Source organism: Thioclava kandeliae (assembly GCF_040297545.1).
GTDB lineage: Bacteria > Pseudomonadota > Alphaproteobacteria > Rhodobacterales > Rhodobacteraceae > Thioclava > Thioclava kandeliae.
In genome coordinates this window covers 1-24,813 of the sequence record NZ_JAYWLC010000002.1, presented here as the reverse complement: position 1 = coordinate 24,813, position 24,813 = coordinate 1, and the positions used below count along the sequence as shown (strand labels likewise).

18 protein-coding genes and 2 pseudogenes are annotated in these 24,813 nt (G+C 61.6%); 5 read left to right on the top strand and 15 right to left on the bottom strand.

All coding sequences use genetic code 11. The annotated features are described in order from the left end of the window. Positions 1–66 precede the first annotated feature (66 nt). The 8 genes from pnp to rbfA form a co-directional block, all read right to left on the bottom strand. Positions 67–2,211, bottom strand: coding sequence for a polyribonucleotide nucleotidyltransferase (pnp, locus tag VSX56_RS02765; protein ID WP_339113705.1), 2,145 nt, complete (start codon positions 2,209–2,211; stop codon positions 67–69). 288 nt (positions 2,212–2,499) lie between these two features. After that, the gene (gene putP / locus VSX56_RS02760; RefSeq protein ID WP_339113706.1) at positions 2,500–3,951 is read right to left on the bottom strand and encodes a sodium/proline symporter PutP; all 1,452 of its coding nucleotides are present in this window, start codon (positions 3,949–3,951) and stop codon (positions 2,500–2,502) included. A gap of 288 nt (positions 3,952–4,239) precedes the next feature. Beyond that, positions 4,240–4,509 carry a 30S ribosomal protein S15 gene (gene rpsO, locus VSX56_RS02755; RefSeq protein ID WP_339113707.1) on the bottom strand — a complete coding sequence of 90 codons (270 nt, stop codon included), beginning with the start codon at positions 4,507–4,509 and terminating at the stop codon, positions 4,240–4,242. A gap of 140 nt (positions 4,510–4,649) precedes the next feature. After that, entirely contained in the window at positions 4,650–5,597 is a 948-nt protein-coding gene (locus tag VSX56_RS02750; RefSeq protein ID WP_350934687.1) for a calcium-binding protein, read from the bottom strand. A gap of 105 nt (positions 5,598–5,702) precedes the next feature. Further along, positions 5,703–6,221 carry a DUF1643 domain-containing protein gene (locus VSX56_RS02745; protein WP_339113709.1) on the bottom strand — a complete coding sequence of 173 codons (519 nt, stop codon included), beginning with the start codon at positions 6,219–6,221 and terminating at the stop codon, positions 5,703–5,705. A 56-nt stretch (positions 6,222–6,277) separates the two neighbouring features. Continuing rightward, positions 6,278–7,180: a tRNA pseudouridine(55) synthase TruB gene (gene truB / locus VSX56_RS02740; protein WP_350934684.1), complete on the bottom strand. Its 903-nt coding sequence runs from the start codon at positions 7,178–7,180 to the stop codon at positions 6,278–6,280. A gap of 90 nt (positions 7,181–7,270) precedes the next feature. Next, positions 7,271–8,041, bottom strand: coding sequence for a phosphodiester glycosidase family protein (locus VSX56_RS02735; protein WP_406871132.1), 771 nt, complete (start codon positions 8,039–8,041; stop codon positions 7,271–7,273). Beyond that, the gene (gene rbfA, locus VSX56_RS02730; protein WP_339113712.1) at positions 8,019–8,444 is read right to left on the bottom strand and encodes a 30S ribosome-binding factor RbfA; all 426 of its coding nucleotides are present in this window, start codon (positions 8,442–8,444) and stop codon (positions 8,019–8,021) included. Before rbfA ends, VSX56_RS02735 begins: the two co-directional genes overlap by 23 nt. A gap of 133 nt (positions 8,445–8,577) precedes the next feature. On the opposite strand from rbfA, the gene dapB reads away from it, so the two are divergent. Further along, a complete protein-coding gene (dapB, locus tag VSX56_RS02725; protein ID WP_350934680.1) occupies positions 8,578–9,384 on the top strand; it encodes a 4-hydroxy-tetrahydrodipicolinate reductase in 807 nt (268 codons plus the stop codon). A gap of 60 nt (positions 9,385–9,444) precedes the next feature. On the opposite strand, the gene infB is transcribed toward dapB, so the two are convergent. The 5 genes from infB to pip all read right to left on the bottom strand — a co-directional run bounded on the left by infB (position 9,445) and on the right by pip (position 15,974). Continuing rightward, entirely contained in the window at positions 9,445–11,973 is a 2,529-nt protein-coding gene (infB, locus tag VSX56_RS02720) for a translation initiation factor IF-2 (RefSeq protein ID WP_339113714.1), read from the bottom strand. Continuing rightward, on the bottom strand, positions 11,970–12,602 hold the full coding sequence (locus tag VSX56_RS02715; protein ID WP_339113715.1) for an RNA-binding protein: 633 nt from the start codon (positions 12,600–12,602) through the stop codon (positions 11,970–11,972). Before VSX56_RS02715 ends, infB begins: the two co-directional genes overlap by 4 nt. Positions 12,603–12,625: 23 nt before the next feature. Then, positions 12,626–14,239 carry a transcription termination factor NusA gene (gene nusA / locus VSX56_RS02710; protein WP_339113716.1) on the bottom strand — a complete coding sequence of 538 codons (1,614 nt, stop codon included), beginning with the start codon at positions 14,237–14,239 and terminating at the stop codon, positions 12,626–12,628. Further along, on the bottom strand, positions 14,239–14,832 hold the full coding sequence (gene rimP, locus VSX56_RS02705; RefSeq protein ID WP_339113717.1) for a ribosome maturation factor RimP: 594 nt from the start codon (positions 14,830–14,832) through the stop codon (positions 14,239–14,241). The genes nusA and rimP overlap by 1 nt, the downstream gene beginning before the upstream one ends. A 170-nt stretch (positions 14,833–15,002) precedes the next feature. Continuing rightward, positions 15,003–15,974 carry a prolyl aminopeptidase gene (pip, locus tag VSX56_RS02700; protein ID WP_350934676.1) on the bottom strand — a complete coding sequence of 324 codons (972 nt, stop codon included), beginning with the start codon at positions 15,972–15,974 and terminating at the stop codon, positions 15,003–15,005. Between the two features lie 67 nt (positions 15,975–16,041). Between pip and ubiG the strand changes: the two genes are divergently transcribed. Next, complete coding sequence (ubiG, locus tag VSX56_RS02695; RefSeq protein ID WP_339113719.1) at positions 16,042–16,785, top strand: bifunctional 2-polyprenyl-6-hydroxyphenol methylase/3-demethylubiquinol 3-O-methyltransferase UbiG; 744 nt, start codon at positions 16,042–16,044, stop codon at positions 16,783–16,785. On the opposite strand, the gene VSX56_RS02690 is transcribed toward ubiG, so the two are convergent. Next, entirely contained in the window at positions 16,786–17,928 is a 1,143-nt protein-coding gene (locus VSX56_RS02690) for a type III PLP-dependent enzyme domain-containing protein (protein ID WP_350934672.1), read from the bottom strand. Positions 17,929–18,302: 374 nt separating this feature from the next. Here VSX56_RS02690 and VSX56_RS02685 point away from each other — a divergent pair, with 374 nt between their 5' ends. Together VSX56_RS02685 and VSX56_RS02680 are read left to right on the top strand one after the other, a co-directional pair. Further along, a complete protein-coding gene (locus VSX56_RS02685) occupies positions 18,303–20,264 on the top strand; it encodes a bifunctional 2',3'-cyclic-nucleotide 2'-phosphodiesterase/3'-nucleotidase (RefSeq protein ID WP_350934670.1) in 1,962 nt (653 codons plus the stop codon). 79 nt (positions 20,265–20,343) lie between these two features. Continuing rightward, the gene (locus tag VSX56_RS02680; RefSeq protein ID WP_339113722.1) at positions 20,344–23,448 is read left to right on the top strand and encodes a valine--tRNA ligase; all 3,105 of its coding nucleotides are present in this window, start codon (positions 20,344–20,346) and stop codon (positions 23,446–23,448) included. A 214-nt stretch (positions 23,449–23,662) separates the two neighbouring features. Here VSX56_RS02680 and VSX56_RS02675 read toward each other — a convergent pair. Then, positions 23,663–23,845, bottom strand: a pseudogene (locus VSX56_RS02675) (IS256 family transposase); the annotation flags it as partial. An 809-nt stretch (positions 23,846–24,654) separates the two neighbouring features. Between VSX56_RS02675 and VSX56_RS02670 the strand changes: the two are divergent. Further along, positions 24,655–24,813 (top strand): annotated as a pseudogene (locus VSX56_RS02670) (IS256 family transposase); the annotation flags it as partial.

Here is a 24,813-nt window from a genome sequence, read left to right as displayed (position 1 = left end):
TCAAAAAATCAGGCGGCCCCAGCAAGGAGGCCGCCTGACTAAAGTTTTTAGCATAGATCGCTGGGATCAGTCTGCTTTTTCTTCTTTCTTCTCCGGTGCGACTTCTTCGCCGGTTTCTTGGTCGACCATCTTCATGCCAAGGCGCACCTTGCCGCGATCGTCGAAGCCCAGCAGCTTGACCTTCACCTCTTGACCCTCTTTGAGGATGTCCGACGGGTGGTTCAGGCGCTTGTTGGCAATCTGCGACACGTGAACAAGGCCGTCACGCTTGCCGAAGAAGTTCACGAAGGCGCCGAAATCGACGAGCTTCACAACCTTACCGGTGTAGACCTTGCCTTCTTCCGGCTCTGCCACAATCGAATAGATCATGTCATAGGCCTTCTTGATGGCTTCACCATTGGCCGAGGCGATCTTGATGATGCCGTCGTCATTGATGTCGACTTTCGCGCCCGAGGTTTCCACGATCTCGCGGATGACCTTACCGCCCGAGCCGATCACTTCACGGATCTTGTCGGTCGGGATCTGCATGGTCTCGATGCGCGGTGCGTGCTCGGAGAACTCGGTGCGGCCGGTGGACAGCGCCTTGTTCATCTCGCCCAGAATGGTCATCCGGCCGTCTTTGGCCTGTGCCAGAGCCTGCTCCATGATCGCGGGCGTGATGCCTGCAACCTTGATGTCCATCTGCAGCGAGGTGATGCCGTTCTCGGTGCCCGCCACTTTGAAGTCCATATCGCCCAGGTGGTCTTCGTCACCGAGGATGTCGGTGAGGACCGCATAGCGACCGTCGTCTTCGAGGATCAGACCCATGGCCACACCTGCCACCGGAGCTTTCAGCGGAACGCCCGCATCCATCATCGACAGCGAACCGCCGCAGACCGAAGCCATCGAGGAAGACCCGTTCGATTCGGTGATCTCGGAGACAACGCGGATGGTGTAGGGGAAGTCGGTCGCAGCCGGCAGCACCGCTTGCAGCGCGCGCCATGCCAGCTTGCCGTGACCGATTTCACGACGGCCGGGCGAGCCCACGCGGCCAACCTCGCCCACCGAATAGGGGGGGAAGTTGTAATGCAGCAGGAAGTTCGAGCGGTAGTTGCCTTCGAGCGCGTCGATGATCTGTTCGTCATCGCCGGTGCCCAGCGTGGTCACAACAAGACCTTGGGTCTCGCCACGGGTGAACAGCGCCGAACCATGGGTGCGCGGCAGGATGCCCACTTCCGAGGTGATCGGACGCACGGTGGTGTTGTCGCGGCCGTCGATACGGGCGCCACCATTGATGATGTCACCGCGCAGAATGCCCGATTCCAGCTTCTTGATGGCCGAGCCGAGATTGGCATCTGCCAGATCTTCTTCCGACAGCGCTTCCTTGATCGCGGTCACGGCAGCGGAGATCGCATTGGTGCGCTCCTGCTTGTCCTTGATCGCGAAAGCGGCGCGCATCTGGGTCTCGCCAGCAGCTTTGACCTTGCCATACAGCTCGTCATAGTTCGGCGGAACGAAATCGAAGGGCTCTTTCGCGCAGGCTTCGGCCAGATCGATGATCATGTCCAGAACTGGCTGCATCGCGTCATGGCCAAATTTGACCGCGCCGAGCATTTCTTCTTCCGACAGCTCGTAGGCTTCGGATTCCACCATCATAACGGCGTCTTTGGTGCCGGCGACAACCAGATCGAGGCGCTGCTCGGGGTTGTTGCGCAGTTGGGTCATGTCCTCGCATTCGGGGTTGAGGATATATTCCCCATCCACGAAGCCAACGCGGGCAGCCGCGATCGGACCCATGAAGGGCACGCCCGAGATGGTCAGGGCTGCCGAAGCCGCGATCATCGCGACGATATCGGGCTCGTTGACCAGATCGTGGCTGAGCACGGTGCACATGACCAGAACTTCATGCTTGAAGCCCGGAACGAAGAGCGGGCGGCAGGGACGGTCGATCAGACGCGCGGTCAGCGTCTCTTTTTCCGTCGGGCGTGCTTCGCGTTTGAAGAAGCCACCCGGGATCTTACCGGCTGCGTAGTATTTCTCTTGGTAGTGAACCGTGAGCGGGAAGAAATCTTGACCCGGCTTCGGTGCTTTGGCGAAGGTCACGTTGGCCATGACCGAGGTCTCGCCCAGCGTGGCGATCACGGTCCCATCGGCCTGACGTGCCACCTTGCCGGTTTCCAGCGTCAGGGTCTCTTCGCCCCACTGGATGGATTTTTTAGTAACGTTGAACATTCAGCGTATCCTGTCTGGAAACCTCACAGGCGTATCCCGTGGGCTCCCGTTTGCATGGCGGCCCCATTGCCGCCGCCCCTCTATCCTGTGCATGTGCCCCGGGGGCTCGGGCGTCACGTCTCAGATGCATCGGCTCATACAGGAAAATGCGGCTCAGGGAAAGCAAACTGTGCGACATCGCGTCACCTCTTTGGTTAACGGCCCCGTTAGCGTTTCCCGTGAATCATTGCCCGCAACAAGAAAGGCCGCAGCGGGGGCTGCGGCCTTTCTGTGTTGGAGATGTGGCGCTTATTTCGCGCGGAACTCGCCGGAATCGCGGGTGATCAGCGTCACCACGATGATGGCGATGAAGGCCGCGACGAAACCCGGGATGATCTCGTAGAGGCCGGTAGAGGCGGCAAGCCCAGAATAGATCCAGAAGATCACCGTGCCCGCCCCCACGATCAGACCTGCCAGCGCGCCTGCGCCGTTCATCCGCGGCCAGGTCAGCGCGAGGATCACCAGCGGGCCGAAGGCGGCACCGAAACCGGCCCATGCGTTGGACACAAGCCCCAGCACCTCGGAATTCGGGTCCGCCGCGATCCAGATCGCCACAACGCCGACCAGCACGATCGCGATACGGCCCACATTCACCAGCGCCCGATCGGACGCCTTGCGGTTCAGCACGATGCGGTAGAAATCTTCCGAGATCGAGGAGGCCGCCACCAGAAGCTGCGAGGAGACCGTCGACATGATCGCCGCCAGAAGGGCTGCATAGAGGAAGCCGGTCACCAGCGGGTGGAACAGCAGGTTCGCCAAGAGGATGAAAATGGTCTCGGGATCTTCCACGGAGATACCGTTACGCTCGACATAGGCGCGGCCGAAGATGCCCACACCGATCGCGCCAAGAAGCGAGATCGCCATCCAGCCCATGCCGATATTACGCGCCTTTGGCACATCGGCGACCGAGCGCACCGCCATGAAGCGCACGATGATATGCGGCTGGCCGAAATAGCCAAGCCCCCACGCCATCGCCGAAATCCAGCCGATCGCGGTCAGGCCATGGGTCAGCGACAGATAGCCTTCCTGCATGTCGGACAGGCGAGCGGTTGCCTGATCCACGCCATTGCCCTGCCCCATGTACAGGATCACGGCAGGCATGATGATCAGCGCGAGCATCATGATGAAACCCTGCACGAAATCGGTCAGCGACACGGCGAGGAAGCCGCCGATGACCGTGTAGACCAGCACGATGCCCAAGGTCAGGCAGACGCCCACCATATAATCACCGCCAAAGGCGCTGGCATAGAGCTTGCCGCCCCCCACAAGGCCCGAGGCGGTATAGACCGCGAAGAACACCACGATGATCACCGCCGACACCATCCGCAACGCGGTGGCATAGGACGGGAAGCGGTTAGCCAGGAAGGCCGGAATGGTCAGGCTGTTGGAATAGCGCTCGGTCTGCTCGCGCAGGCGCGGCGCCACGATGATCCAGTTGAACAGCGCGCCGATGAACAGACCGATCCCGATCCATGCGCTGACGAGACCCGAGGCATAAAGCGCGCCCGGCAGGCCCAGCAGCAGCCAGCCGCTCATATCCGAGGCGCCCGCCGAAAGGGCGGCGACCGAGGGCGGCAGGCTGCGGCCACCCAGCATGTATTCCTCGGAATTCGATGTGGACTTGCGCCAGGCGTAAACACCGATGCCCAGCATCAAGATGAAATAGGCGATGAGACTGATCCAGATACCGATACTCATCATTTCCCCCTCTGTTTTGTTTGTGCGGTCTGTGGCACGGACCGCCCCGAAAACGAAGAAAAAAGACGGATCACATTGTGCTTATCTCGAAATAAGTCAAACCGACCAAATGGACAGAAAAAAACAGCCTAAACGAACAGAAATACCCGCGATTTAGACGATTTGTGTTTTTAAAATTATGCCCGAAAAAGCGGCAAATTGTCACATATTGATTCTACATAGGACGAAAAAACAAAACGCCCGCTGAAATCAGCGGGCGTCCCGATCTATTCTGACGATGCGCGGATGCGCTTAGCGACGGATACCCAGACGCGCGATGAGCGCTTGGTAACGTGCTTCTTCCTTGCCACGCAGATAGTCCAGCAGCTTACGGCGCTGAGCAACCAGCATCAGAAGGCCACGACGCGAGTGGTTGTCCTTCTTGTGGGTTTTGAAGTGCTCGGTCAGGTTCGAGATGCGCTTGGTCAGGATCGCAACTTGCACTTCGGGCGAACCGGTGTCGCCTTCTTTGGTTGCGAATTCTTTGATCAGGGCGTTCTTGTCTTCGACGGTGATCGACATCGGAATCTCCTTGGTTAAGGGTTGGGGCACAAGCCGGGATGTCGTCCAGCAGGGTCCATAGAACACGCCTCCCTCAGGGAAGCGATGGGCGCAGTTACACCGAATCGCACCAAAAATAAAGCCCCAATCACCGGACCCGGTTACTGGGCCGTCATCTGCGCCTCGAACGCCGCGCGCGCGACCAGTTGCAGATCCTCCAGCGTCACGCCCTCTTCGGAGTGCACCTGCGCCAGCCGCTGCCCGTCAAGCGTGATCCATGCGCCCGTGTCATCCTCTTCCAATCCGAGTTCCGGGTCGGCAACCAGCACGGTGTCATAGACGACAACGATGCGGTCCTCGGCAGGATTGAAATCGGCAATCACGGCAGGCGCATCCCCTTGCCATGCCCCCAGCACGAAGGCATCGCCATCCTCGCCGCCCGAAAGATAATCGCCATGTCCTGCAATCAGCGTATCGGCTCCCGTGCCCCCGTTGAGGTAATCGCCCGTATCCTGATCCTCTTCCAAATCGCTGGTGCCCCATAGGAGGTCATCGCCGCCATTGCCATCCAGCTCGTCCGAGCCCGGACCGCCAGACAGTCTGTCATCGCCCGCCCCGCCCTGCACCGCATCATCTCCTGCGCCGCCCGACAGGGTGTCTGCGCCCTCGCCGCCCTGCAGGCTATCATCGCCCGCCCCGCCCGTCAGGCTGTCATCGCCACTTCCGCCCCGCAGAAGATCATCGCCCTCCGCTCCGACAAGGAAGTCCTCGCCCCATTCGCCGCTCAGCGTATCATCGCCCGTCCCGCCCAGAAGCGTATCATCGCCCTCCGCGCCCCAGAGCTGGTCATCGCCCGCGCGCCCCGTCAGGCTGTCATCGCCCCCGTAGCCGTTGATCTGGTCATCGCCTGCGCCGCCCGTGATCACCTCATCCGTAGGACCACCACCGATAATCCGGTCCCCCGCTTCCGTCAGGGGACTGTCCTCCATATCGGGGCTTATCTCCTGTGCATCCTCTTCGTCATCGGCCTCATCGGTGCGGAAACCGCCCGCAAAGGCCGCACCCGCCCCCGCCACCAGCAGCCCGACCAATCCCGTCAGAAACAACATTCCACTCTCCTCGCGCCCCCCAGCGAGGAAGAACATTACAGCAACATCACAAGATTCCCTAAGGGCAATCGCGAAATGGGAAGGCTTTCTGGTGCTATGGTAAACTCACCCCCAGAGCACCGGCTGCTGCGCGTAGCTGATATAAAGAGGATGTTTGGGCGCGCCGGCCTGTGTCAGGCCCAGATGGTAGAGCGGGCGATCGGCCCCGCGCAAAAGCGCCTCGACAACCGCGCCACGGCCCAGATGTGCCCCATGTGCGCCCCATGCGCAGATCACCCGATCCTCGGGGCCGGACACCCAATCGAGGCTCTCGAGGATGGCGCGGTCGTTCTCGGGGCCGACCGGATCTGGCTGGGCCCGCATCACCTTGGGGTCGGTGGCGCGATAGGCGAAGATATTGGTCACGCGGAACGCCCCGAATCCCAACACCCGTGCACGGCGCTCGCAGCGCTCCACGGTCGGGTCGTTCTGCACCTCGGTCGCGGTCGAGGGGTTGAGCATGATGAACAGCGCGCGCGGGCCTTTCGGGTCCCATACACGGGTCAGCAGATACCGGAACTGCTCGTCATCGGAATAGACCGCGATGGAAGCCGCATCGCCCTTGAGAAACTCGCGCGTGACCATGAGGCCGTCCTTTCGCCAAGGCAAAGGCCGGAGGAAATCCACCGGCCCGTCAAGGATTACAGATTGAAGACGCGGCTCGGATGCAACTCGCCCGCCTTGTAGGTGCCTACAGCCAGCGGCACCCCCTCATAGGACACCCATGCCTCATCGCCATACTCGCAGGCCGAGGCCAGCACCATTCCCGGGTTGCCATTGCGCAGGCGCACCGCGCCCTCGGGGGTGCATTTCAGCTCGGGCAGATCCGCCAGACCGATCTCCAGCGGCTGCACGCGGGCATCCAGCTCGGGCGTCTTGGCCAGCTCATCCAGCGTCTCGAGGCTGATCCCCTGTGAGGCCTCGAACGGGCCGGACCATTCGCGGCGCAGCCACAGGACATGGCCCAAGCACCCCAGCACCTGCCCCAGATCACGGGCGATCGAGCGCACATAACCGCCCTTGCCGCAGACCATTTCCAGCTCGACCGTATCGACATCGACCCGCGAGACCAGCGTCAGGCTCTCGACCCCGAGGGGGCGTGCGGCCAGCTCCATTTCCTCGCCCTTGCGGGCCAGGGCATAGGCGCGCTCGCCATCCACCTTCACGGCAGAAAACTGCGGCGGCACCTGCATGATATCGCCCACAAATTGCGGAAGTGCTGCGCGGATATCGTCATCGCTCGGACGCTTGTCCGAAGTCTCGATGACTTCGCCCTCGGCATCATCAGTATTGGTGGCAGCCCCCAGGCGCACCTGGAAACGGTAGCACTTGTCGGCATCGGTGATATAGGGAACGGTCTTCGTGGCCTCGCCCAAGGCCACGGCCAGCACGCCGGTTGCTGCCGGATCCAGCGTGCCCGCATGGCCAGCCTTCTTGGCGCCAAGCGCCCAACGCACTTTGTTGACAACGGATGTCGAGGTAATGCCGGCGGGCTTATCGATAATCAGCCAGCCCGAAACATCCCGACCTTTTTTGCGTGCCATTGCCCGTCCTTCGCTTGACCAGATCTGCAAGGCGCCCTGCTAGCTCAAGGGCGTCATCCGGTCAACCTGCCGTCGCGAGTATCGACAGGGTCACTCGGCAGGCGCGGGCTTGGGGCGCACAAGCCCGACAATCGGCCCCATCGGCAGGCCGAAATCGGCGCGGTTCTCGGACGGATCGACCAACCGCGAGATCTTGCCATCGAAATAGAGCGCATTGCGTGCACCCAGCTCGTCACGGAAGAGCCGCGCGAAGAGGTGGAAATTCACCGGTGTCTCGGAAATCGCGAACCATGCGTGTTTGCCATCCGCCGACACGCCCACTCCGTTACGGATGTTCAGGCTGTCGCTATCGGGCAGGAATTTCGGATGAAGCGTTCCGTCAATCACCAGCATCGGGCCGGATTGCGTCGCATAGGTGCAGGTGGGCGGATCGGCGTTGAAGCTGCGCGATTCCATCACCGTCAGACGGTCGGGTGCAATACAGAACACGCCATTGGGCAGCAGCCCGAAATTCCCCGGCCCTTCGGAGGTGACAATCGGGCGCTCTTGCTGTCCCTTCTCGACATAGAGCCCCACGGGGCGACGATCCGAGTGATACATCCCCGCATTCATCGCAAAGCCCAGAACTTCGTCGGAGCCCAGCTGACCTTCCAGGCGCTCGGGGGTGCCGATCAGCTGTCCGGACGGATCGTTCCACCATAGCCGCAGATCATCGCCTGCATCGGCCTCGCATACGGTAAAGGCCGCGCCATCGAAATCGACCCGATGGCAAGGGTCATCAGCGGTCTGCGCCCAGAGTGGGCGCGAGACCAGAGCCAGAAGGCCAAGGATCAGGAAATTAGTCCAGATCTTCGTCATCATCGTCATCATGACGGGCCACATCACGCTGCACCGTCTCGTCCGAGAACAGACGGCGGGTTTCATCCATACGGTCATAGGTCTCGTCCAGGCGGAACCGCAGATCGGGAGTGAATTTCAGGGTCAGGCTCTTGCCCACCATATGGCGGATCTCGCCCTTGTTGCGGGCCAGAGCCTTGATCAGCCCCTCCTCGCCCCTGCCGCCCAGAGGGGTGACATAGGCGGTGGCGACCTTCAGGTCGGGCGAACAGCGCACCTCGCCCACCGTCACGGACACGCCGGACAGATCGGGATCATGCACATCGCCGCGCAGCAGGATGTCAGACAATGCACGACGGATCAGCTCGCCTACGCGGAGCTGCCGTTGAGAGGGCCCTTCGGCCGAATTGAAGCGGTTCTTTGCCATACTTCCGCACATAGACATTTGCAGCCCGTCACGCAATGCCCCTGATAGACAGGGGCGCATGAGGCTTTGCCAACACTTGGCACTCAGGATAAGCAGGGTCGCAACTGAAAGGCCAATAACGAAAGAGAGAACCATGGGTGAACTTCCCGGAATCGTCATCACAGGGGCCTCGGGCCGTATGGGGCAGATGCTGATCCGCAGCGTCGTGGCCTCCGACAAAGTGCAGCTGGCCGGCGCGGTCGTGCGGCAGGGCAACGGTTGGGCCGGCCGCGATCTGGGCGAGCTGATGGGGCTGGGCCATGGCGTCGTGGTCACCGATGACCCGCTCGAGGCCTTTGCCAAGGCCCAGGCGGTGATCGACTTCACCACCCCCGAAGCCACGCTGGAATTTGCCGAACTCGCCGCGCAGGCACGCGCCACCCATGTGATCGGCACGACAGGGTTCACCGATGAGCAGCTCGAGGCGCTGAAACCCGCGGCCTTCCATGCGGTGCAGGTGCGCGCGGGCAATATGAGCCTTGGCGTGAACCTGCTGACCCAGCTGACGAAAAAAGTCGCCCAAGCGCTGGATGAGGATTGGGATATCGAGGTGATCGAGGCCCATCACAACCGCAAGGTCGATGCGCCTTCGGGCACCGCACTGATGCTGGGCGAGGCCGCAGCCGAGGGCCGTGGCATCCGGCTTGCCGATCACCGCGAAGCCGGTCGCGACGGCATCACCGGCGCGCGCGAGAAAGGCGCCATCGGCTTCTCCGCCATCCGTGGTGGCGATATCGTGGGCGAACATGATGTGCTGTTTGCGGGCATGGGCGAGCGGATCATCCTGCGCCATATGGCGACCGATCGCGGCATCTTCGCCCGCGGAGCTGTGAAAGCGGCGCTCTGGGGTCAGGACAAGGACCCCGGGCAATATGATATGATGGATGTGCTGGGGCTCTGAGCCCCGCCCTTTCGCGCAATAAAAAAGGCGGCCTCGCGGGCCGCCTTTTCTTGTGTGTGATCAGAGCGAGCGTTCGATCTCTTCGCGCTCGAAGATCTCGATGACATCGCCGGGGCGGATATCCTCGTAACGCTCGAAGGCCATACCGCATTCCTGACCGGAGATGACTTCCTTGACCTCGTCCTTGAAGCGCTTGAGCGTCTTCAAGGTGCCTTCGTGGATCACCACATCCTCGCGCAGCAGACGCACGCCTGCCGAACGGCGGGCAACGCCCTCGGTGACCAAGCAGCCTGCAACCTTGCCGACGCCGGTAACCTTGAAGACTTCGCGAATCTCGGCATAGCCGATGAAGTTCTCGCGGATCTCGGCCGACAGCAGGCCCGATGCGGCCGCTTTGATGTCATCCACCAGATCATAGATGATCGAGTAATAGCGGATCTCGACACCTTTCTGGTTGGCCGAGCTGCGCGCCGGAGCGTTGGCACGGACGTTGAAGCCGATGACCGGCGCCTGGCTTGCTTCGGCCAGACCGATATCGGATTCGGTGATCGCACCCACACCCGAATGGATGACGCGCACGCGCACTTCCTCGTTGCCGATCTTCTCGAGCGCCTGAACAATCGCCTCGGTCGACCCCTGCACGTCGGCCTTGACCACAACGGCCAGTTCCGAAACGCTCTTGTCGGCCTTGGCTTTCGCCATCAGCTGCTCCAGCGTCGTCGCCGCACCGGCAGCCGCACGTTTGTCCTTGGCGGCCGAGATACGGTAATCCGCGATCTCGCGGGCCTGTGCCTCGGTTTCAACCACGTTCAACACGTCGCCTGCTTCGGGCGTACCGTTGAGGCCGAGCACCTCGACCGGAACCGACGGACCGGCTTCATCGACGCGGTCACCGCGATCGTTGATCAGCGCGCGGACCTTACCCCACTGCTCGCCCACGACGAAGATATCGCCGCGCTTGAGCGTGCCGTGCTGCACCAGAACGGTGGCAACCGGGCCACGACCCACATCGAGCTTGGCTTCGATCACCGCACCCTGCGCCTGACGGTTCGGGTTGGCTTTCAGCTCGAGGATCTCTGCCTGAAGCGCGATGGCGTCCAGCAGGGTATCAAGCCCCTTGCCCGATTTGGCCGACACTTCAACGGTCTGGACGTCGCCGCCCATCTCTTCGACAACCACGTTATGCTGCAGAAGCTCGGTGCGCACGCGCTGTGCGTTTGCCTCGTGCTTGTCGATCTTGTTGATCGCCACGATCATCGGCACATTCGCCGCTTTCGCGTGGTTGATCGCCTCGATCGTCTGCGGCATGACCGAATCGTCTGCCGCCACAACCAGGATGACAACGTCGGTCACATTGGCACCGCGTGCCCGCATCGACGTGAACGCCGCGTGGCCGGGGGTGTCGAGGAAAGTCAGAACCGCCCCGCTATCGGTGGTCACCTGATAGGCGCCGATATGCTGGGTGATGCCGCCGGCCTCACCGGAAACGACATTCGCCTTACGGATCGCATCCAGAAGCGAGGTCTTGCCGTGGTCCACGTGGCCCATGATGGTCACGATCGGCGGACGCGGCTGAAGATCTTCATCCTTGTCCTGAACCGTGTCGATCACCTGCTCGACATCCGCATCCGATACGCGCACCGCGCGGTGGCCGAATTCCTCGATCACCAGCTCTGCGGTATCGACATCAAGCGGCTGGTTTGCGGTCACCATCATGCCCATTTTCATGAGCGATTTCACCACATCCGCAGTCCGTTCGGCCATACGGTTGGCAAGCTCGCCGACCAGAATGGTTTCCGGCAGCTGGACATCGCGCACCTGCTTCTCGGCGCGACCGCTATCCATGCCCTTCTGACGCTGACGCTCCTGCTTGCGCTTCATCGACGCGAGCGAGCGCTGGCGCCCTTCGCGGCCGGTCAGCGCATCATTGAGCGACAGCTTGCCCGAACGGCGGCTCTCGTCCTTGGCAGCTTTGCCACGCGAATCGCGGTCGCTACTGCGATCACGCTCACGATCAGTCTTGCGCGGACCCGAGGCCGAAACCCCTTTGGTCTCGGCACGCGAAGCAGCGGCCTCTGCAGCGGCGCGGTCTTGCGGCGCGGCAGGTGCGTCGGCTTTGGGAGCCTTGCGGACCTCTTCCTTCTTCTTCGCACGCAGTTCGGCCTCGCGCGCCTTGCGCTCGTCCTCTTCTGCCTTCAGGCGCAGCGCTTCTTCGCGCTCACGCTCTTCTTTCTCTTTTGCTTCCTGCTCGGCGCGACGACGCTCGCGCTCTTCCTCGCGGGCCTTTTCCTCGGCCTCACGGGTTGCAGCTTCCTCGACTTCGCGTGCTTTTGCAGCCTGGAGCGCCTTCAGACGGCGCTCCATCTCGGCATCGGAGATGCCTGCAGGGCGTTTTTTAGGGTCACCCAAATTCGGGCGCGAGCCGGAGGGCTTGCCGGCCGCACCGGCCGCAGGCTTGTTCACGACCCGTTTCTTGGTCTTGGTTTCCACCACCACGCTCTTGGTGCGCCCGTGGCTGAAGCTCTGCTTCACCGAACCGGGGCGTGCGCCACCAAGACCGAGGGTTTTTTTGCCGTCCGTATCGCTCATGCCGTCTTCGTATCCTTACTGGCAGCCGCTTTGCCGCCGTCCTGCTTGCGCATCCCCGCAAGCCTTGCCGCTTCTGTTATGACACGCGGAGTGAGTCCACCAGAACCAAGCGCGCCGTGTATTGCACGATCACGCCCAAAAGCCAAACCCAATTCCGCGCTGGTCAGGCAACCGAACCAACGGCTGCCTTCGGGGGTCCAGAGCTTGCCCTTCCCGCGTTCCGATCCATCGGTCGCCTGGAAGAGTACCTTTGCCCGACCTTCCGCGAGCCAGCCCTTGACCTTTTCAAAGCCACATACGGCTTTGCCAGATTTCCTGACCAAGGAGATAAGCTCGACCACGCGTTGTGCAAGAGCCTGATCGACGAGATCCGCCAGATTATCCGGCGCCTCCGCCTTGGTTTTTGCGCCACGGGAGAACAATCCCTTGGCAACTGCCTTCTCGATGATCTCGCGATCCGAGGTCACCCAGATCCCCCGACCCGGCAGTTTTTCTGCCACGTCGGGATAGATCAGACCGTCCGGCCCCAGCACGAAACGCACAAGCCCGGCCTTGGGCTGCACGTCTTGCGTGACGATGCAGCGCCGTTCCGACTCGTCATTTGTTTTGTCTCGCCCACCACGGCTCATGATCGGTCCGATCCCCTTCTCTTTCAGGCCTTGGGCTCTTCGCCCTCGGCCTCTTCTACGTCTGCCGCTGCTTCCAGCTCGGTCGGGTCAACCCAACCCAGCTGAACGCGTGCGGTCATAACCATTGTCTGCGCATCTTCCAGCGAGACGTCGAACGCCTCCAGAAGACCGTCGTCTTTCTGGCGCTTGCCATCGACGGTGGTCCAGCCACCGGCCAGCTCCCAGTCGGCGCAGGTCGCGAAATCTTCCAGCGTCTTCACGCCGTCTTTTGCCAGCGCCTCGACCATCGGTGCGGTCAGACCTTCGACCTCGAAGAGGCTGTCCTCGGCACCGAGCGCGCGAGCGCTCTCGATGGCCTTGCGGTTCAGCTCCTCGATATAATCGCGGGCGCGGGCCTGGAGTTCCTCGGCGGTGCCATCATCGATACCTTCGATGGACATCAGCTCGTCGCTCTCGACATAGGCCACCTCCTCGAGAGTGGTGAAGCCTTCCGAAACCAGAAGTTGGGCAAAGAACTCGTCGATATCAAGTGCATCCACGAACAGTTTGGTCCGCTCTGCGAATTCGGCCTGACGGCGGCTCGATTCATCGGCCTCGGTCATGATGTCGATATCGAGACCGGTCAGCTGCGAGGCAAGACGCACGTTCTGGCCGCGACGGCCGATGGCCAGCGACAGCTGCTCGTCGGGCACAACCACTTCAATCTTCTGCGCTTCTTCATCGAAGACCACTTTCGACACTTCTGCCGGCTGCAGCGCGTTCACGAGGAAGGTCGCGGTATCTTCGTTCCACGGAATAATGTCGATCTTCTCGCCCTGCAGCTCGCCCACGACGGCCTGCACACGCGAACCGCGCATACCGACGCAAGCGCCGACGGGGTCGATCGAATTGTCATGCGAGATCACGGCGATCTTCGCGCGCGAGCCCGGATCACGGGCCACGGCCTTGATCTCGATGATGCCGTCATAAATCTCCGGCACTTCCATCTTGAACAGTTCCGCCATGAATTGCGGATCGGTGCGCGACAGGAAGATCTGCGGGCCACGGGTCTCGCGGCGCACGTCTTTCACGAAGCAGCGGATGCGGTCGCTCGGGCGGTAGGATTCGCGGCCGATCTTCTCGTTGCGGCGCAGGATACCCTCACCACGACCGATATCGACGATGATATTGCCGTATTCCTCGCGCTTGACCACACCATTGATGATGGTGCCCTTGCGATCCTTGAACTCGTCGAACTGGCGGTCACGCTCAGCTTCGCGCACGCGCTGCAGGATCACCTGCTTGGCGGATTGCGCGGCGATGCGGCCCAGATCGACCGGGGGAACCTCGTCGATGATCTCGTCACCGATCTCCGGCTCTGCCTTGTATTGCTTGGCCTGCTTGACGGTCAGCTCTGCCTGATAGTTTTCCAGATCTTCGTCGGCCACGACGGTGCGCACCCGCGTGAAGGTCGCACGACCGGTCTTGCGGTCGATATGGACGCGGATGTCCATTTCCGAGCCGTAACGGGACTTTGCCGCACGGGCCAGCGAATCCTCCATCGCCTCGATCACCAGATCGGGGTCGATCATCTTTTCGCGGGCCACGGCCTCGGCGGTCTGCAGCAGTTCAAGCTGGTTGGCAGAGGTGATTGCCATCACTCTTTCTCCTCGTCGGAAGCATCCGTATCCGTTTCGATCTCGTCGAATTGGGTTTCATCAATCGCACCAGAGGCTTTCTTCTGGCGCAGCATCTCGTCAATCAGGTCGTCGGTCAGCACGAGCTTTGCATCCGACAGCCAGTCGAATTGCAGACCGATGGTCACCGTCTCGCCCTGTTCTTCCAGCTCGAGAAGGACCTCCTCGCCCTCCGTGCCACGGATAAAACCTTTGAAGCGGCGGCGGCCGTCGATCATCTCGGAGGTCTCGATCTTCGCCTCGTAGCCTTCCCATGCGTCGAAATCCTTCAGACGCGTCAGCGGGCGGTCGATACCCGGCGAGGAGACCTCGAGATGGTAATTCTCCTCGATCGGGTCTTCCACATCCAGAACGGCACTCACCGCGGTCGAGATCTTGGCGCAATCATCCACGATGATACCGCCCTCGGGGCGATCAGCCATGATCTGGAGCGTTGCCGTCCTGCCGCCCTGCAGGCGGATACGAATCAACTCGAAACCCAGCCCCTCAATGGTGGGCTGAACAATATCTGCCAAACGCCGGTCGATGGCGGTCTTTGCGATGAGGTCGGTCATGTCCGTCCTTCGTTGAATGCCTTGACCCGTATAACAAAAAACGGGCCAAGCGGCCCGTTACATAGGTTCGGTGGATGCCGAGCCAAGCCCGACACGCCGCTGTTGGCCTTGTCTATAGCTTACAGAACGCCTGTTTGCAAGCGTTTCGCGCAGGCCCCGCTTTCGGAGCCTCAGCGACGCAGCCTGTCCATGATCCCCACCAGCGCCTGCGTGATACGCGGCTCCGACAGCGCGTGCCCCGAGGCTGGCACCATCTGCAGTTCGGCCAGCGGCCAGTCCCGCGCCAGACGCCATGCCGAAAGCGGCGGGCAGATCATATCCATCCGCCCCTGCACGATCATGGTCGGGATATGCTCGATCCGGTGACGGTCACGCAGGATCTGGCCATCCTCGTCAAGGAAGGCCCTGTTGGTAAAATAGTGGTTTTCCAGACGCGCGAACGCACGGGCATAATCCGCCGGCGCCTCGCCCATATGGCCGTCAGTATCCACCGATGCCAGAGCGTTTTCCCACATCGTCCAGATGCGGGCATGGCGGGCCTCGGTCACATAATCGCCGCAGAAGAGGCGTTTGTGATAGGCCCCGACGAGATCGTCGCGTTCCTCCTCGGGGATCTGCTCGCAAAAGCGCGTCCACAGATCGGGGAAGAACTGCCCCGCGCCGCCCCCGTAAAACCAGTCGATCTCGCGCTGCATCGCCAGAAACACACCGCGCAGCACCAGCGCCTGCACATGGTCCGGATGCGCCTCGGCATAGATCAGCGCCAGCGTTGCCCCCCAGCTGCCGCCGAAAACGATCCAGCGCTCGATCCCGAGGGTTTGACGAATCAGCTCGATATCGGCGACCAGATGCCATGTGGTATTATGCTCCACCGAGGCCTGCGGCTTGGACAGCCCGCAACCACGCTGGTCGAAGAGCACGATCCGGTAATGGGCCGGATCGAAGAACCGGCGCATCGCGGGGCTGCACCCGCCCCCCGGACCGCCATGGAACACTACCACGGGCACGCCATGCGGATTGCCCGATTGCTCGACATACAGCTGATGGCCATCGCCCACATCGAGCATCCGCCGGTCGAAAGGCTCGATCGGCGGGTAAAGATATGATGTCGGCTGACGTTTTTGACCTGCAGTTCTATCCATGATCAGACTATATAGCGCAAAACGGTGCTCCACCACGGGGCAGAGGCAGATATTTCGAGGGCAAAGCATGTCAGACGCGAAATCGACGATCAATCCCGATGAAGTCGCCAAATTTGAGGCGATGGCCGCCGAATGGTGGGACCCGAACGGCAAGTTCCGCCCGCTGCACCAGATGAACCCTTGCCGCCTCGACTATCTGACCACACAGATCGCAGCGCAATTCGGCCGCAACCTGCGCGACGCACGACCTTTTGAAGGGCTGCGCATTCTGGATATCGGCTGTGGCGGCGGGCTCCTGTCGGAACCGATGGCGCGGCTCGGCGCGACCGTGGTCGGTGTGGATGCCGCTGAAGGCAACCTGCCGGTGGCGCGGCTGCATGCCGAGCAATCGGGGCTCGAGATCGATTACCGCCACGGCACCGCCGAGGCGCTGGCCGCAGATGGCGAGACATTCGACGTGGTTCTGGCGATGGAGATCGTCGAACATGTGGCCGTGCCGCAAGAGTTCATCGAGACCTGTGCGGCGCTGGTGAAATCGGGGGGGATGATGTTTGTCTCCACCCTCAATCGCAATGCCAAGAGCTATATGTTCGCCATCATCGGGGCCGAACGGATCCTGAAATGGCTCCCCAACGGCACCCATGACTGGGCAAAGTTCATCACCCCCGACGAGCTGGAGGACATGGTCCTGAACGCCCAGCTGGATATGGTCGACCGCAAGGGCATGGTGCTCAACCCCATCACATGGCGCTGGTCCACCTCGGCGCGCGATCTGTCGGTGAATTACGTCACCACCAGCCTGAAGCCCTGATCACACAAGACTGAGCGCCGTGACGATCTCCATCTTGCCGAAACCGCTGAAGCGGGTGTTGGTCACGGCGCTATAGGCCCCCATGCCGTGGAAGACGATGTAATCCTCTTCCTCCAGATCCTCGGGGAGCGCCAGCTGGCTGGGTAGGCGGTCCACCGGATCGCAGGTCGGACCGAAGACCGTGCGCGGGAGCGTTGCGCCCTCGCGCTTGCGGCCATCAGGTCCGTAGCAGGTCAGGCGCTCGATATTGCCCACCAGCGGCAGATCGGCCAGCCCGCCATAGATCCCGTCATTGAGGAACACGTCACCGCCATCGCGCAGCGATTTCACGCGGGTGATATGGGTGAAGGCATCGCCCACCAGCCCCCGCCCCGGCTCGCAGACCAATGCGGGACGCGCCTCGCCAAAGGCCTCGCCTGCCACGCGGTCAATGGTGGTGAAGATCTCCTCGACCTTGGGCGCAGGACCCGCCTTGCGGTGATTGGGGAATCCCCCGCCCACGTTAAGCCGGTGAAGCCTGACACCTGCCTGCTCCGCAATGCGCGCCGCGGCACGGATGTAGCGGTCCCAGACCATCGGGTCGGTCACCTGCGATCCGGGCTGGAAGGTGAGCGAGGGCTTGAAGCCCGCCTCATCCACATCGCGCAGAAGAGCAACCGCCAGATCCTCGGTCGCGCCGAACTTCGCGCTTGCGTCATAGGCCCCCGTCTCGTCGGCCAGCTCGAAGCGCACCGAGATCTCGCAGCCCTCATAGGGCACCAGATCGACCAGCTTCGACAATTCGCTCCGGCTATCGACCGACCAGACCTTCACGCCGGCCTCGACCGCATGGGCGATCTCGGCCCGCCCGCGCACGGGATTATGGTAATGGAGCGCGCAATTGGGCGCGAGGCGGCGGATCAGATCGATCTCGTCGGGCGAGGCCACATCGAAGCCGCGGATACTGGCGGCGGCGAGATTCTCGATCACCATTTCGGCGGGGTTCGATTTGACATCATAGGTCACAAGCCCCGGAAAGCCGCGGATATAGCGCACCGCCGTCTGCTGTAGCACCGCAGGAGAGAAGACCAGCACCGGATGATCGGGCCGGTTCACACGGATAATCTCGGACGGGTTCATCCAGATCGTCTTCGAAACGCCCATCGGCTTTCCTCCCATCATAGTGGCAGCCACCTCTTGCCCCAATGCAGGAACCGCCCTGCGGATGGGAAAGCGCTTACGCAATTCGTTCTCAGGTGAGGCTGTCCGCCCTTCCTGCCTTTCCAGAGCTGCGATATGGGGCCAAAGCCCTGCCCTGAAAAGGGCAAATTACCGCGTCACGTCCCCAAAGTGCCAGCTGAACCACCCAAATCAACCCCGAAGCCGTCCTCCGCTCGTTGATAGGAATTGATCGTGTGGTCTAATTTTCGCGCATTTCGGCAGGTTGCGGCGGATTGACCCGACGTGCCCTGCGCAATTGTCGTGAAACTGTCGGGGATCTGCGCCAGATTTGGAAAAAACTGATGAAGGGGATTTTCATGTCGGGCATTTCTCGCCGCTTCTTTCTGTCGGCTACCGCCGCCACCGGCGCCTATCTGGTGCATCCGTTCAAGGCCGAGGCCGCCGAGGGCCAGATCCATCTGCGCATCATCGAGACGACCGATATCCATGTGGCGCTCGACCCCTATGACTATTACGGCGACAAGCCCGACGACACCCAAGGGCTGGCCCGCACCGCGACCCTGATCGAGGGCTTGCGCGACGAGGCCGAGAACACGCTTCTGCTGGATAATGGCGACTTGCTGCAGGGCAATCCTCTGGGTGATTACATCGCGCATCAGAAAGGTGTAGGCGATGACGTGCACCCGATGGTCAAGGCGATGAACATCCTTGGCTATGATTGCGCGACGCTCGGCAATCACGAGTTCAATTACGGGCTCGAATTCCTGCAGGCATCCCTCGAGGCGGCAGCCTTCCCCTTCGTCTGCGCCAATGTCGTCTCGGGCCCCGAGCTAAGCGCCGATCCGCTGGAGGACCAGACACTCTTCCCGCCCTATTATGTGATGGAGCGCGCCCTGACCGATGGCTCGGGCGAGGCGCATCTGGTGAAGATCGGCGTGATCGGTTTCGTCCCGCCACAGATCATGCAATGGGACGAGGCCAATCTGAAAGGCCGAGTCTCGACGCGCGATATCGTGGCGGCGGCCAAGGCATGGGTGCCCAAGCTGAAAGGCGACGAGGCCTGTGATCTGGTGATCGCGCTGGCCCATACCGGCATCGAGGGCGGCGGTTACACCGAAGGCATGGAAAACGCGGCTCTTTATGTGGCCGAGGTCGAGGGTATCGATGTCGTGCTGACCGGCCACCAGCACCGTGTCCTGCCCGGCCCCGATTATGAGGGCATCGAGGGCGTGGATGCCGAGAAGGGCACGCTCGCCGGCAAGCCCGCCGTGATGGCAGGGTTCTGGGGCTCGCATATGGGGCTGATCGACCTGATGCTGGAGAAGCAGAACGGCAAATGGGGGATTGTGAGCCATACTTCCGAGGCCCGCCCCATCTACAAGCGCGAGGACCGCAAGGCCATCGCCCTGACCGAGAGCTTCGCACCCATCACCGAGGCCGTCGAGCCGGACCATCAGGCGACGCTGGCCTATATCCGCTCACCGGTGGGCGAGACCTCGGCCCCGCTCTACAGCTATTTCGCACTGGTCGCCGATGACCCTTCGGTGCAGATCGTCTCGCAGGCGCAGAGCTGGTATGCCAAGGATATGCTGAAGGAAACCGCCTATAAGGGTCTGCCGATCCTCTCGGCGGCGGCACCCTTCAAATGCGGCGGGCGTGGCGGGCCGGACTATTACACCAATGTCGCCAAAGGCCCTGTTGCCATCAAGAATGTGGCCGATCTCTATCTCTATCCCAACACCTTCCGCGCGCTGAAGGTGACGGGTGCCACCGTGGCCGACTGGCTCGAGCGTTCGGCGGGGGCGTTCAACCAGATCGAGGTGGGGGCCAAGGATGCGCCCCTCCTCAACCCCGATTTCCCGAGCTATAATTTCGACGTGATCGACGGGGTGAGCTACCGCATCGACCTCTCGAAACCCGCCAAATTCGACAGCGAGGGCAAACAGGTCAGCGAGGGCGGGCGGATCGTGGATCTGATGTTCGAGGGCAAACCCATTGACCCTGATCAGGAGTTCATCGTGGCGTCGAACAATTACCGCGCTGGCGGCGGTGGCCATTTCCCGGGCGTGGATGCCTCGAAAATCGTGTTCGAAGGGCCTGATACCAATCGCGATATCATCGTGCGGTTTATTCAGGAGCAAGGCACGATCAACCCCGCGGCGGATGGCAACTGGAGCTTTGCGCCAATGGAAGGCACCACGGTGACCTTCGCCTCCGGCCCCGCTGGACGGGACTTCATGGAGGCCGTGAAGGGTGTGCAGATCGCGGATGCGGGCGAAGCCCAAGACGGATTCGCGCTCTACCGGATCACGCTCTGACACATTTGCCTTGCTCCAAAGGCTTTTCCTCGCGCTTGGCCCACGTTAAAGAGGGCCAAGCCTTACAAGGATCAGACGCATGCCGATGGAAAAGACCTTCAACGCCGCCGAGGCAGAACCCCGCATCTCCGCCAAATGGGAAGAGGCAGGGGCCTTCAAAGCGGGCGCCAATGCCTCGCGCCCCGAAACCTTCACCATCATGATCCCGCCGCCGAACGTGACCGGCGCGCTGCATGTGGGCCATGCGTTCAACAACACCATTCAGGATATTCTGGTCCGCTGGCACCGGATGCGCGGCTTTGACACGCTCTGGCAGCCGGGTCAGGACCATGCCGGCATCGCCACCCAGCTGATGGTGGAAAAGGAACTGGCCAAGACCGGCCAGCCGGGCCGCCGCGAGCTGGGCCGCGAGAAATTCCTGGAGAAGGTCTGGGACTGGAAGGGCCAATACGGCTCGACCATCGTGGGCCAGCTTCAGCGACTTGGCTCGTCCTGCGACTGGTCGCGCAATGCTTTCACCATGGCGGGCGCACCGGGCGATCCGCGCACCGGCCACGAAAATAGCCCGAATTTCCACGATGCCGTCATCAAGGTCTTCGTGGATATGTATAACAAGGGCATGATCTATCGCGGCAAGCGTCTCGTGAACTGGGACCCCCATTTCGAGACCGCGATCTCGGACCTCGAAGTCGAGAATATCGAAGTCGCGGGCCATATGTGGCACTTCAAATACAAGCTGGCCGGTGGCGAGACCTATACCTACCGCGAGAAGGACGAGGACGGCAACGTCACCTTCGAGGAGGTGCGCGACTATATCTCCATCGCGACCACCCGCCCCGAAACCATGCTGGGCGATGGCGCGGTGGCCGTGAACCCCAAAGACGAGCGTTATGCGCCCATCGTCGGCAAGATGGTGCATCTGCCGCTCTGTGACCGTCTGATCCCGATCGTGGCGGACGAATATCCGGACATGACCTTCGGCTCGGGCGCCGTGAAGATCACCGGCGCGCATGATTTCAACGATTATCAGGTCGCCAAACGCTGCAACCTGCCGATGTATCGCCTGATGGACATGCAGGGCGCGATGCGCGCCGATGGCCTGCCTTACGAGGACTGCGTGGCGCGTGCCCGCGAGATCGCGGCAGGCGCCGAAGCGGGCGAGATGGAGATCGACAGCCTCAACCTCGTGCCCGAGAAATATCGCGGCATGGACCGGTTCGAGGCCCGCAAGGCGGTGATCGCGGATATCAATGCCGCCGGGCTTGCGGTGACGATCGAGAAGATCATCACTGATGACGAGGATAACGAAGCCGCGATCTGGGTGCCTTATGTCGAGGACAAGCCGATCATGCAGCCCTTCGGCGACCGCTCGAAGGTGGTGATCGAGCCGATGCTGACCGACCAGTGGTTCGTCGATGCCGAGAAGATCGTGGGCAAGGCACTGGATGCCGTGCGCGATGGCCGCACCAAGATCATGCCGGAATCGGGCGAGAAGACCTATTTCCACTGGCTCGAAAACATCGAGCCGTGGTGCATCTCGCGCCAGCTCTGGTGGGGGCATCAGATCCCTGTATGGTATGGCCTGGACCTGTCGGTGACGGGTTTCACCGATGACGAGAACAATGGCGATCTGGACGAGGTCGAACTGGGCCGTCTCTTGAACGAAGGCGGCATGCTGCACCGTGGTGACATCCACCATTGCGCCGCCGATTTCGACTCGGTGACCGAGATGTTCCGCGATGCGAATGCCGCTCTGCCCGTGCCGCTCTCGGCGGCCCGTATCGTCGAGGTGGCCGACCGGAAGGCCGCAATGGAAACGCTGGCGGCATCTCTGGCCGAGTATAACCTGTCTCAGGACCCGACCCATCTGGTCTATCCGGTCTGGCGCGACGGCGATGTGCTCGATACCTGGTTCTCTTCGGGCCTCTGGCCGATCGGCACGCTGGGCTGGCCGAACTGGGACGAGAGCACCAAGAAATACTTCCCGACCGATGTTCTGGTCACCGGCTTTGACATCCTGTTCTTCTGGGTGGCGCGCATGATGATGATGCAGCTCGCCGTTGTCGATCAGGTGCCGTTCCACACCGTCTACCTGCACCAGCTCGTGCGTGACGAGAAGGGCAAGAAGATGTCGAAGACCACCGGCAATGTCATCGATCCGCTGGAAATCATCGACGAGTTCGGGGCCGACGCGCTGCGCTTCACCAATGCGTCGATGGCGGCCCTTGGCGGCGTGCTGAAACTCTCGAAAGACCGCATCGCGGGCTATCGCAACTTCGGCACCAAGATCTGGAACGCGACCCGCTTCGCAGAGATGAATGGGGTGTTCGAGGGCGCACCTGTCGCAATGCCCGCGCCCACCCATACGGTAAACCGCTGGATCGTGGGCGAGGTCGCCAAGGTCCGCGAAGAGGTCGATGCGGCCTTTGACACCTATCGTTTCAATGACGCCGCCAACGCACTTTACGGCTTCGTCTGGGGCAAGGTCTGCGACTGGTATGTCGAATTCGCCAAGCCTCTGTTTGACGGCGAGCATGCACAGGAAACCCGCGAGACCATGCGCTGGGTGCTGGATCAGGCCTATACCATGCTGCACCCGATCATGCCCTTCATCACCGAAGAGCTCTGGGAGCTGACCGGCGAGCGCACGAAGCTTCTGGCCCATGGCGATTGGCCCGTTTACACGGCAGCGGAACTCGTTGACCCGGCAGCCGATGCCGAGATGAACTGGGTGATCGCGCTGATCGAGGAAATCCGCTCCTCGCGGGCGCAGATGGGCGTGCCGGTGGGACTGAAACTGCCGATGATCCTGGCCGAGGCCGATGCGGCGGCGCGTGCGGCGCTTGCCAATAACGAGGCGCTGATCCTGAAACTGGCGCGCGTGGACAGCATCACCGAAGGGCCGATCCCGAAAGGGGCGATCTCGATCCCTGCCCATGGCGCGCTCTTCGGCCTGCCGCTCGAAGGGGTGATCGACGTCAAAGCCGAGAAGACTCGGTTGGAGAAAGCTCTGGCCAAGATCCAGAAGGAGATCGGCGGAATGGAGGGGCGTCTGAAGAACCCGAAATTCCTCGAAAAAGCCGAGGCCGAGGTGATCGAGGAAACTCGCGGCAATCTGGCACTTCGTCAGGAAGAGGCGGACAAGATCGCCGCTGCCGTCAAACGATTGGCAGAGCTGGGCTGATAACGATGGAAAGGCCGGGACATCTTCCCGGCCTTTTTTCATGCCCCTATGCGCCGAGATCACCAAACCGGCCGACCACCAGAGACACATCGACAGCTCTCCGCAAACCCCCGCTGAAAAAGCAGCGCTGCTTGACGTTCTGGAAGATCGTTACTGGGTGTCGCTGAGAACAGCCTCCCCGCTTCCCTTCCCCAGACCGGATATGTCGGGATACGCGGATCTGCCGATCCCGCTCTCTGGGGCCATTGCGCGGAGCCAGCCGCTCAGCCCTGATGTCTCCCTGGTCCACGCCTACCTCCGAGCCATCAGGTGCTCCGCGATAAAGCCGATCATCTCGCGCAACAAATCCGCATCGCCACTCCGGTCGGCAAGCGCGAAGATCCACCACGGGTTTGATCCTCTGGTAGCTTTCCCGGTTCAGGTTCAGGCTCGCAACCGGATGCGCTGCGCACAATGGCTCCCCATATTTCGAGATTCCGGGGGCATTCCGCCAGTTGCTGGATAAATCGGTTCCTGGGCGCGAGGCAGTGATCGAGGGAGAGGAGAAATCCTGCCCTTGGCACCGCATCACGCCATGCCGGACGCATACCATCAAGATGATGCAGGCGCCCTTTAACATGCCCCACCCTTTTACAGCTACCGAAGGCCGATATGTCAGAACGTAAGGTCTCTTCCATCTCGTATTCCACCAAACCTCGGGCGGGCGGGTCAATCTTGTCCCGTCTAACAAAGACCTGTCTGGCATCACTTTCGCAGCGAGCGGGATCAACAAGGACCATATGCGGCAACGTTCCCAATGGAATTCCTGGTTGGTGCCGGCACCGTAGTCCTGATTGGTTGTCAGAAACCGGGACCAGCCATGTCGCGACGGCCCGCCGGTCTCAGGCGCTCTTGCATCTGCGCGGGGGCTGTGCTGCGCCCAAACAATCGGACTGGTGGAGGCGCAGCAAAGTGAGGGGAGGTCCACAGAAGCGTTGATCCGGAGCGGGTGGGTGTTCCCGGGGGAGTTAGGATGCCTGCCCTTCGGCGCCTCATGCGTCGCTTTGCGGTCCCACCTGGGCGAGCCAAACCCTAACCGCACCCCAGTGTCGTAACCACCAGATATTCAAGCGATCGTGTCCCACGGGGTGGTGTAGCTCAGGTGGCCATCGGGTTTCTTAGTAAGGTCGGGTTGCTAGACTCAATCTGATCCAAGGATGACACCCGATGACCAAACCTATGATGGACCTTCGCGCGCTTGTCGAACAGAGCGGCGATGCAGATTTACTGCGTGAGATGATTGGCTTTGCCGCCGAGCGACTAATGGAGCTCGAGGTTGGCGCCAAGACCGGCGCGGACTATGGCGAGAAGAGTGCCGAACGACTG

What these genes read in the sequence shown, in the direction of transcription:
- VSX56_RS02745 (WP_339113709.1), bottom strand. Translation starts at nt 6,221, where the DNA reads ATGGTCACGCGCGAGTTTCTCAAGGGCGATGCGGCTTCCATCGCGGTC.
- truB (WP_350934684.1), bottom strand. Translation starts at nt 7,180, where the DNA reads ATGGCACGCAAAAAAGGTCGGGATGTTTCGGGCTGGCTGATTATCGAT.
- rimP (WP_339113717.1), bottom strand. Translation starts at nt 14,832, where the DNA reads ATGACCGACCTCATCGCAAAGACCGCCATCGACCGGCGTTTGGCAGAT.
- pip (WP_350934676.1), bottom strand. Translation starts at nt 15,974, where the DNA reads ATGGATAGAACTGCAGGTCAAAAACGTCAGCCGACATCATATCTTTAC.
- VSX56_RS02735 (WP_406871132.1), bottom strand. Translation starts at nt 8,041, where the DNA reads ATGATGACGAAGATCTGGACTAATTTCCTGATCCTTGGCCTTCTGGCT.
- putP (WP_339113706.1), bottom strand. Translation starts at nt 3,951, where the DNA reads ATGATGAGTATCGGTATCTGGATCAGTCTCATCGCCTATTTCATCTTG.
- infB (WP_339113714.1), bottom strand. Translation starts at nt 11,973, where the DNA reads ATGAGCGATACGGACGGCAAAAAAACCCTCGGTCTTGGTGGCGCACGC.
- dapB (WP_350934680.1), top strand. Translation starts at nt 8,578, where the DNA reads ATGGGTGAACTTCCCGGAATCGTCATCACAGGGGCCTCGGGCCGTATG.
- rpsO (WP_339113707.1), bottom strand. Translation starts at nt 4,509, where the DNA reads ATGTCGATCACCGTCGAAGACAAGAACGCCCTGATCAAAGAATTCGCA.
- VSX56_RS02680 (WP_339113722.1), top strand. Translation starts at nt 20,344, where the DNA reads ATGCCGATGGAAAAGACCTTCAACGCCGCCGAGGCAGAACCCCGCATC.
- ubiG (WP_339113719.1), top strand. Translation starts at nt 16,042, where the DNA reads ATGTCAGACGCGAAATCGACGATCAATCCCGATGAAGTCGCCAAATTT.
- VSX56_RS02750 (WP_350934687.1), bottom strand. Translation starts at nt 5,597, where the DNA reads ATGTTGTTTCTGACGGGATTGGTCGGGCTGCTGGTGGCGGGGGCGGGT.
- nusA (WP_339113716.1), bottom strand. Translation starts at nt 14,239, where the DNA reads ATGGCAATCACCTCTGCCAACCAGCTTGAACTGCTGCAGACCGCCGAG.
- VSX56_RS02685 (WP_350934670.1), top strand. Translation starts at nt 18,303, where the DNA reads ATGTCGGGCATTTCTCGCCGCTTCTTTCTGTCGGCTACCGCCGCCACC.
- VSX56_RS02690 (WP_350934672.1), bottom strand. Translation starts at nt 17,928, where the DNA reads ATGGGCGTTTCGAAGACGATCTGGATGAACCCGTCCGAGATTATCCGT.
- pnp (WP_339113705.1), bottom strand. Translation starts at nt 2,211, where the DNA reads ATGTTCAACGTTACTAAAAAATCCATCCAGTGGGGCGAAGAGACCCTG.
- rbfA (WP_339113712.1), bottom strand. Translation starts at nt 8,444, where the DNA reads ATGGCAAAGAACCGCTTCAATTCGGCCGAAGGGCCCTCTCAACGGCAG.
- VSX56_RS02715 (WP_339113715.1), bottom strand. Translation starts at nt 12,602, where the DNA reads ATGAGCCGTGGTGGGCGAGACAAAACAAATGACGAGTCGGAACGGCGC.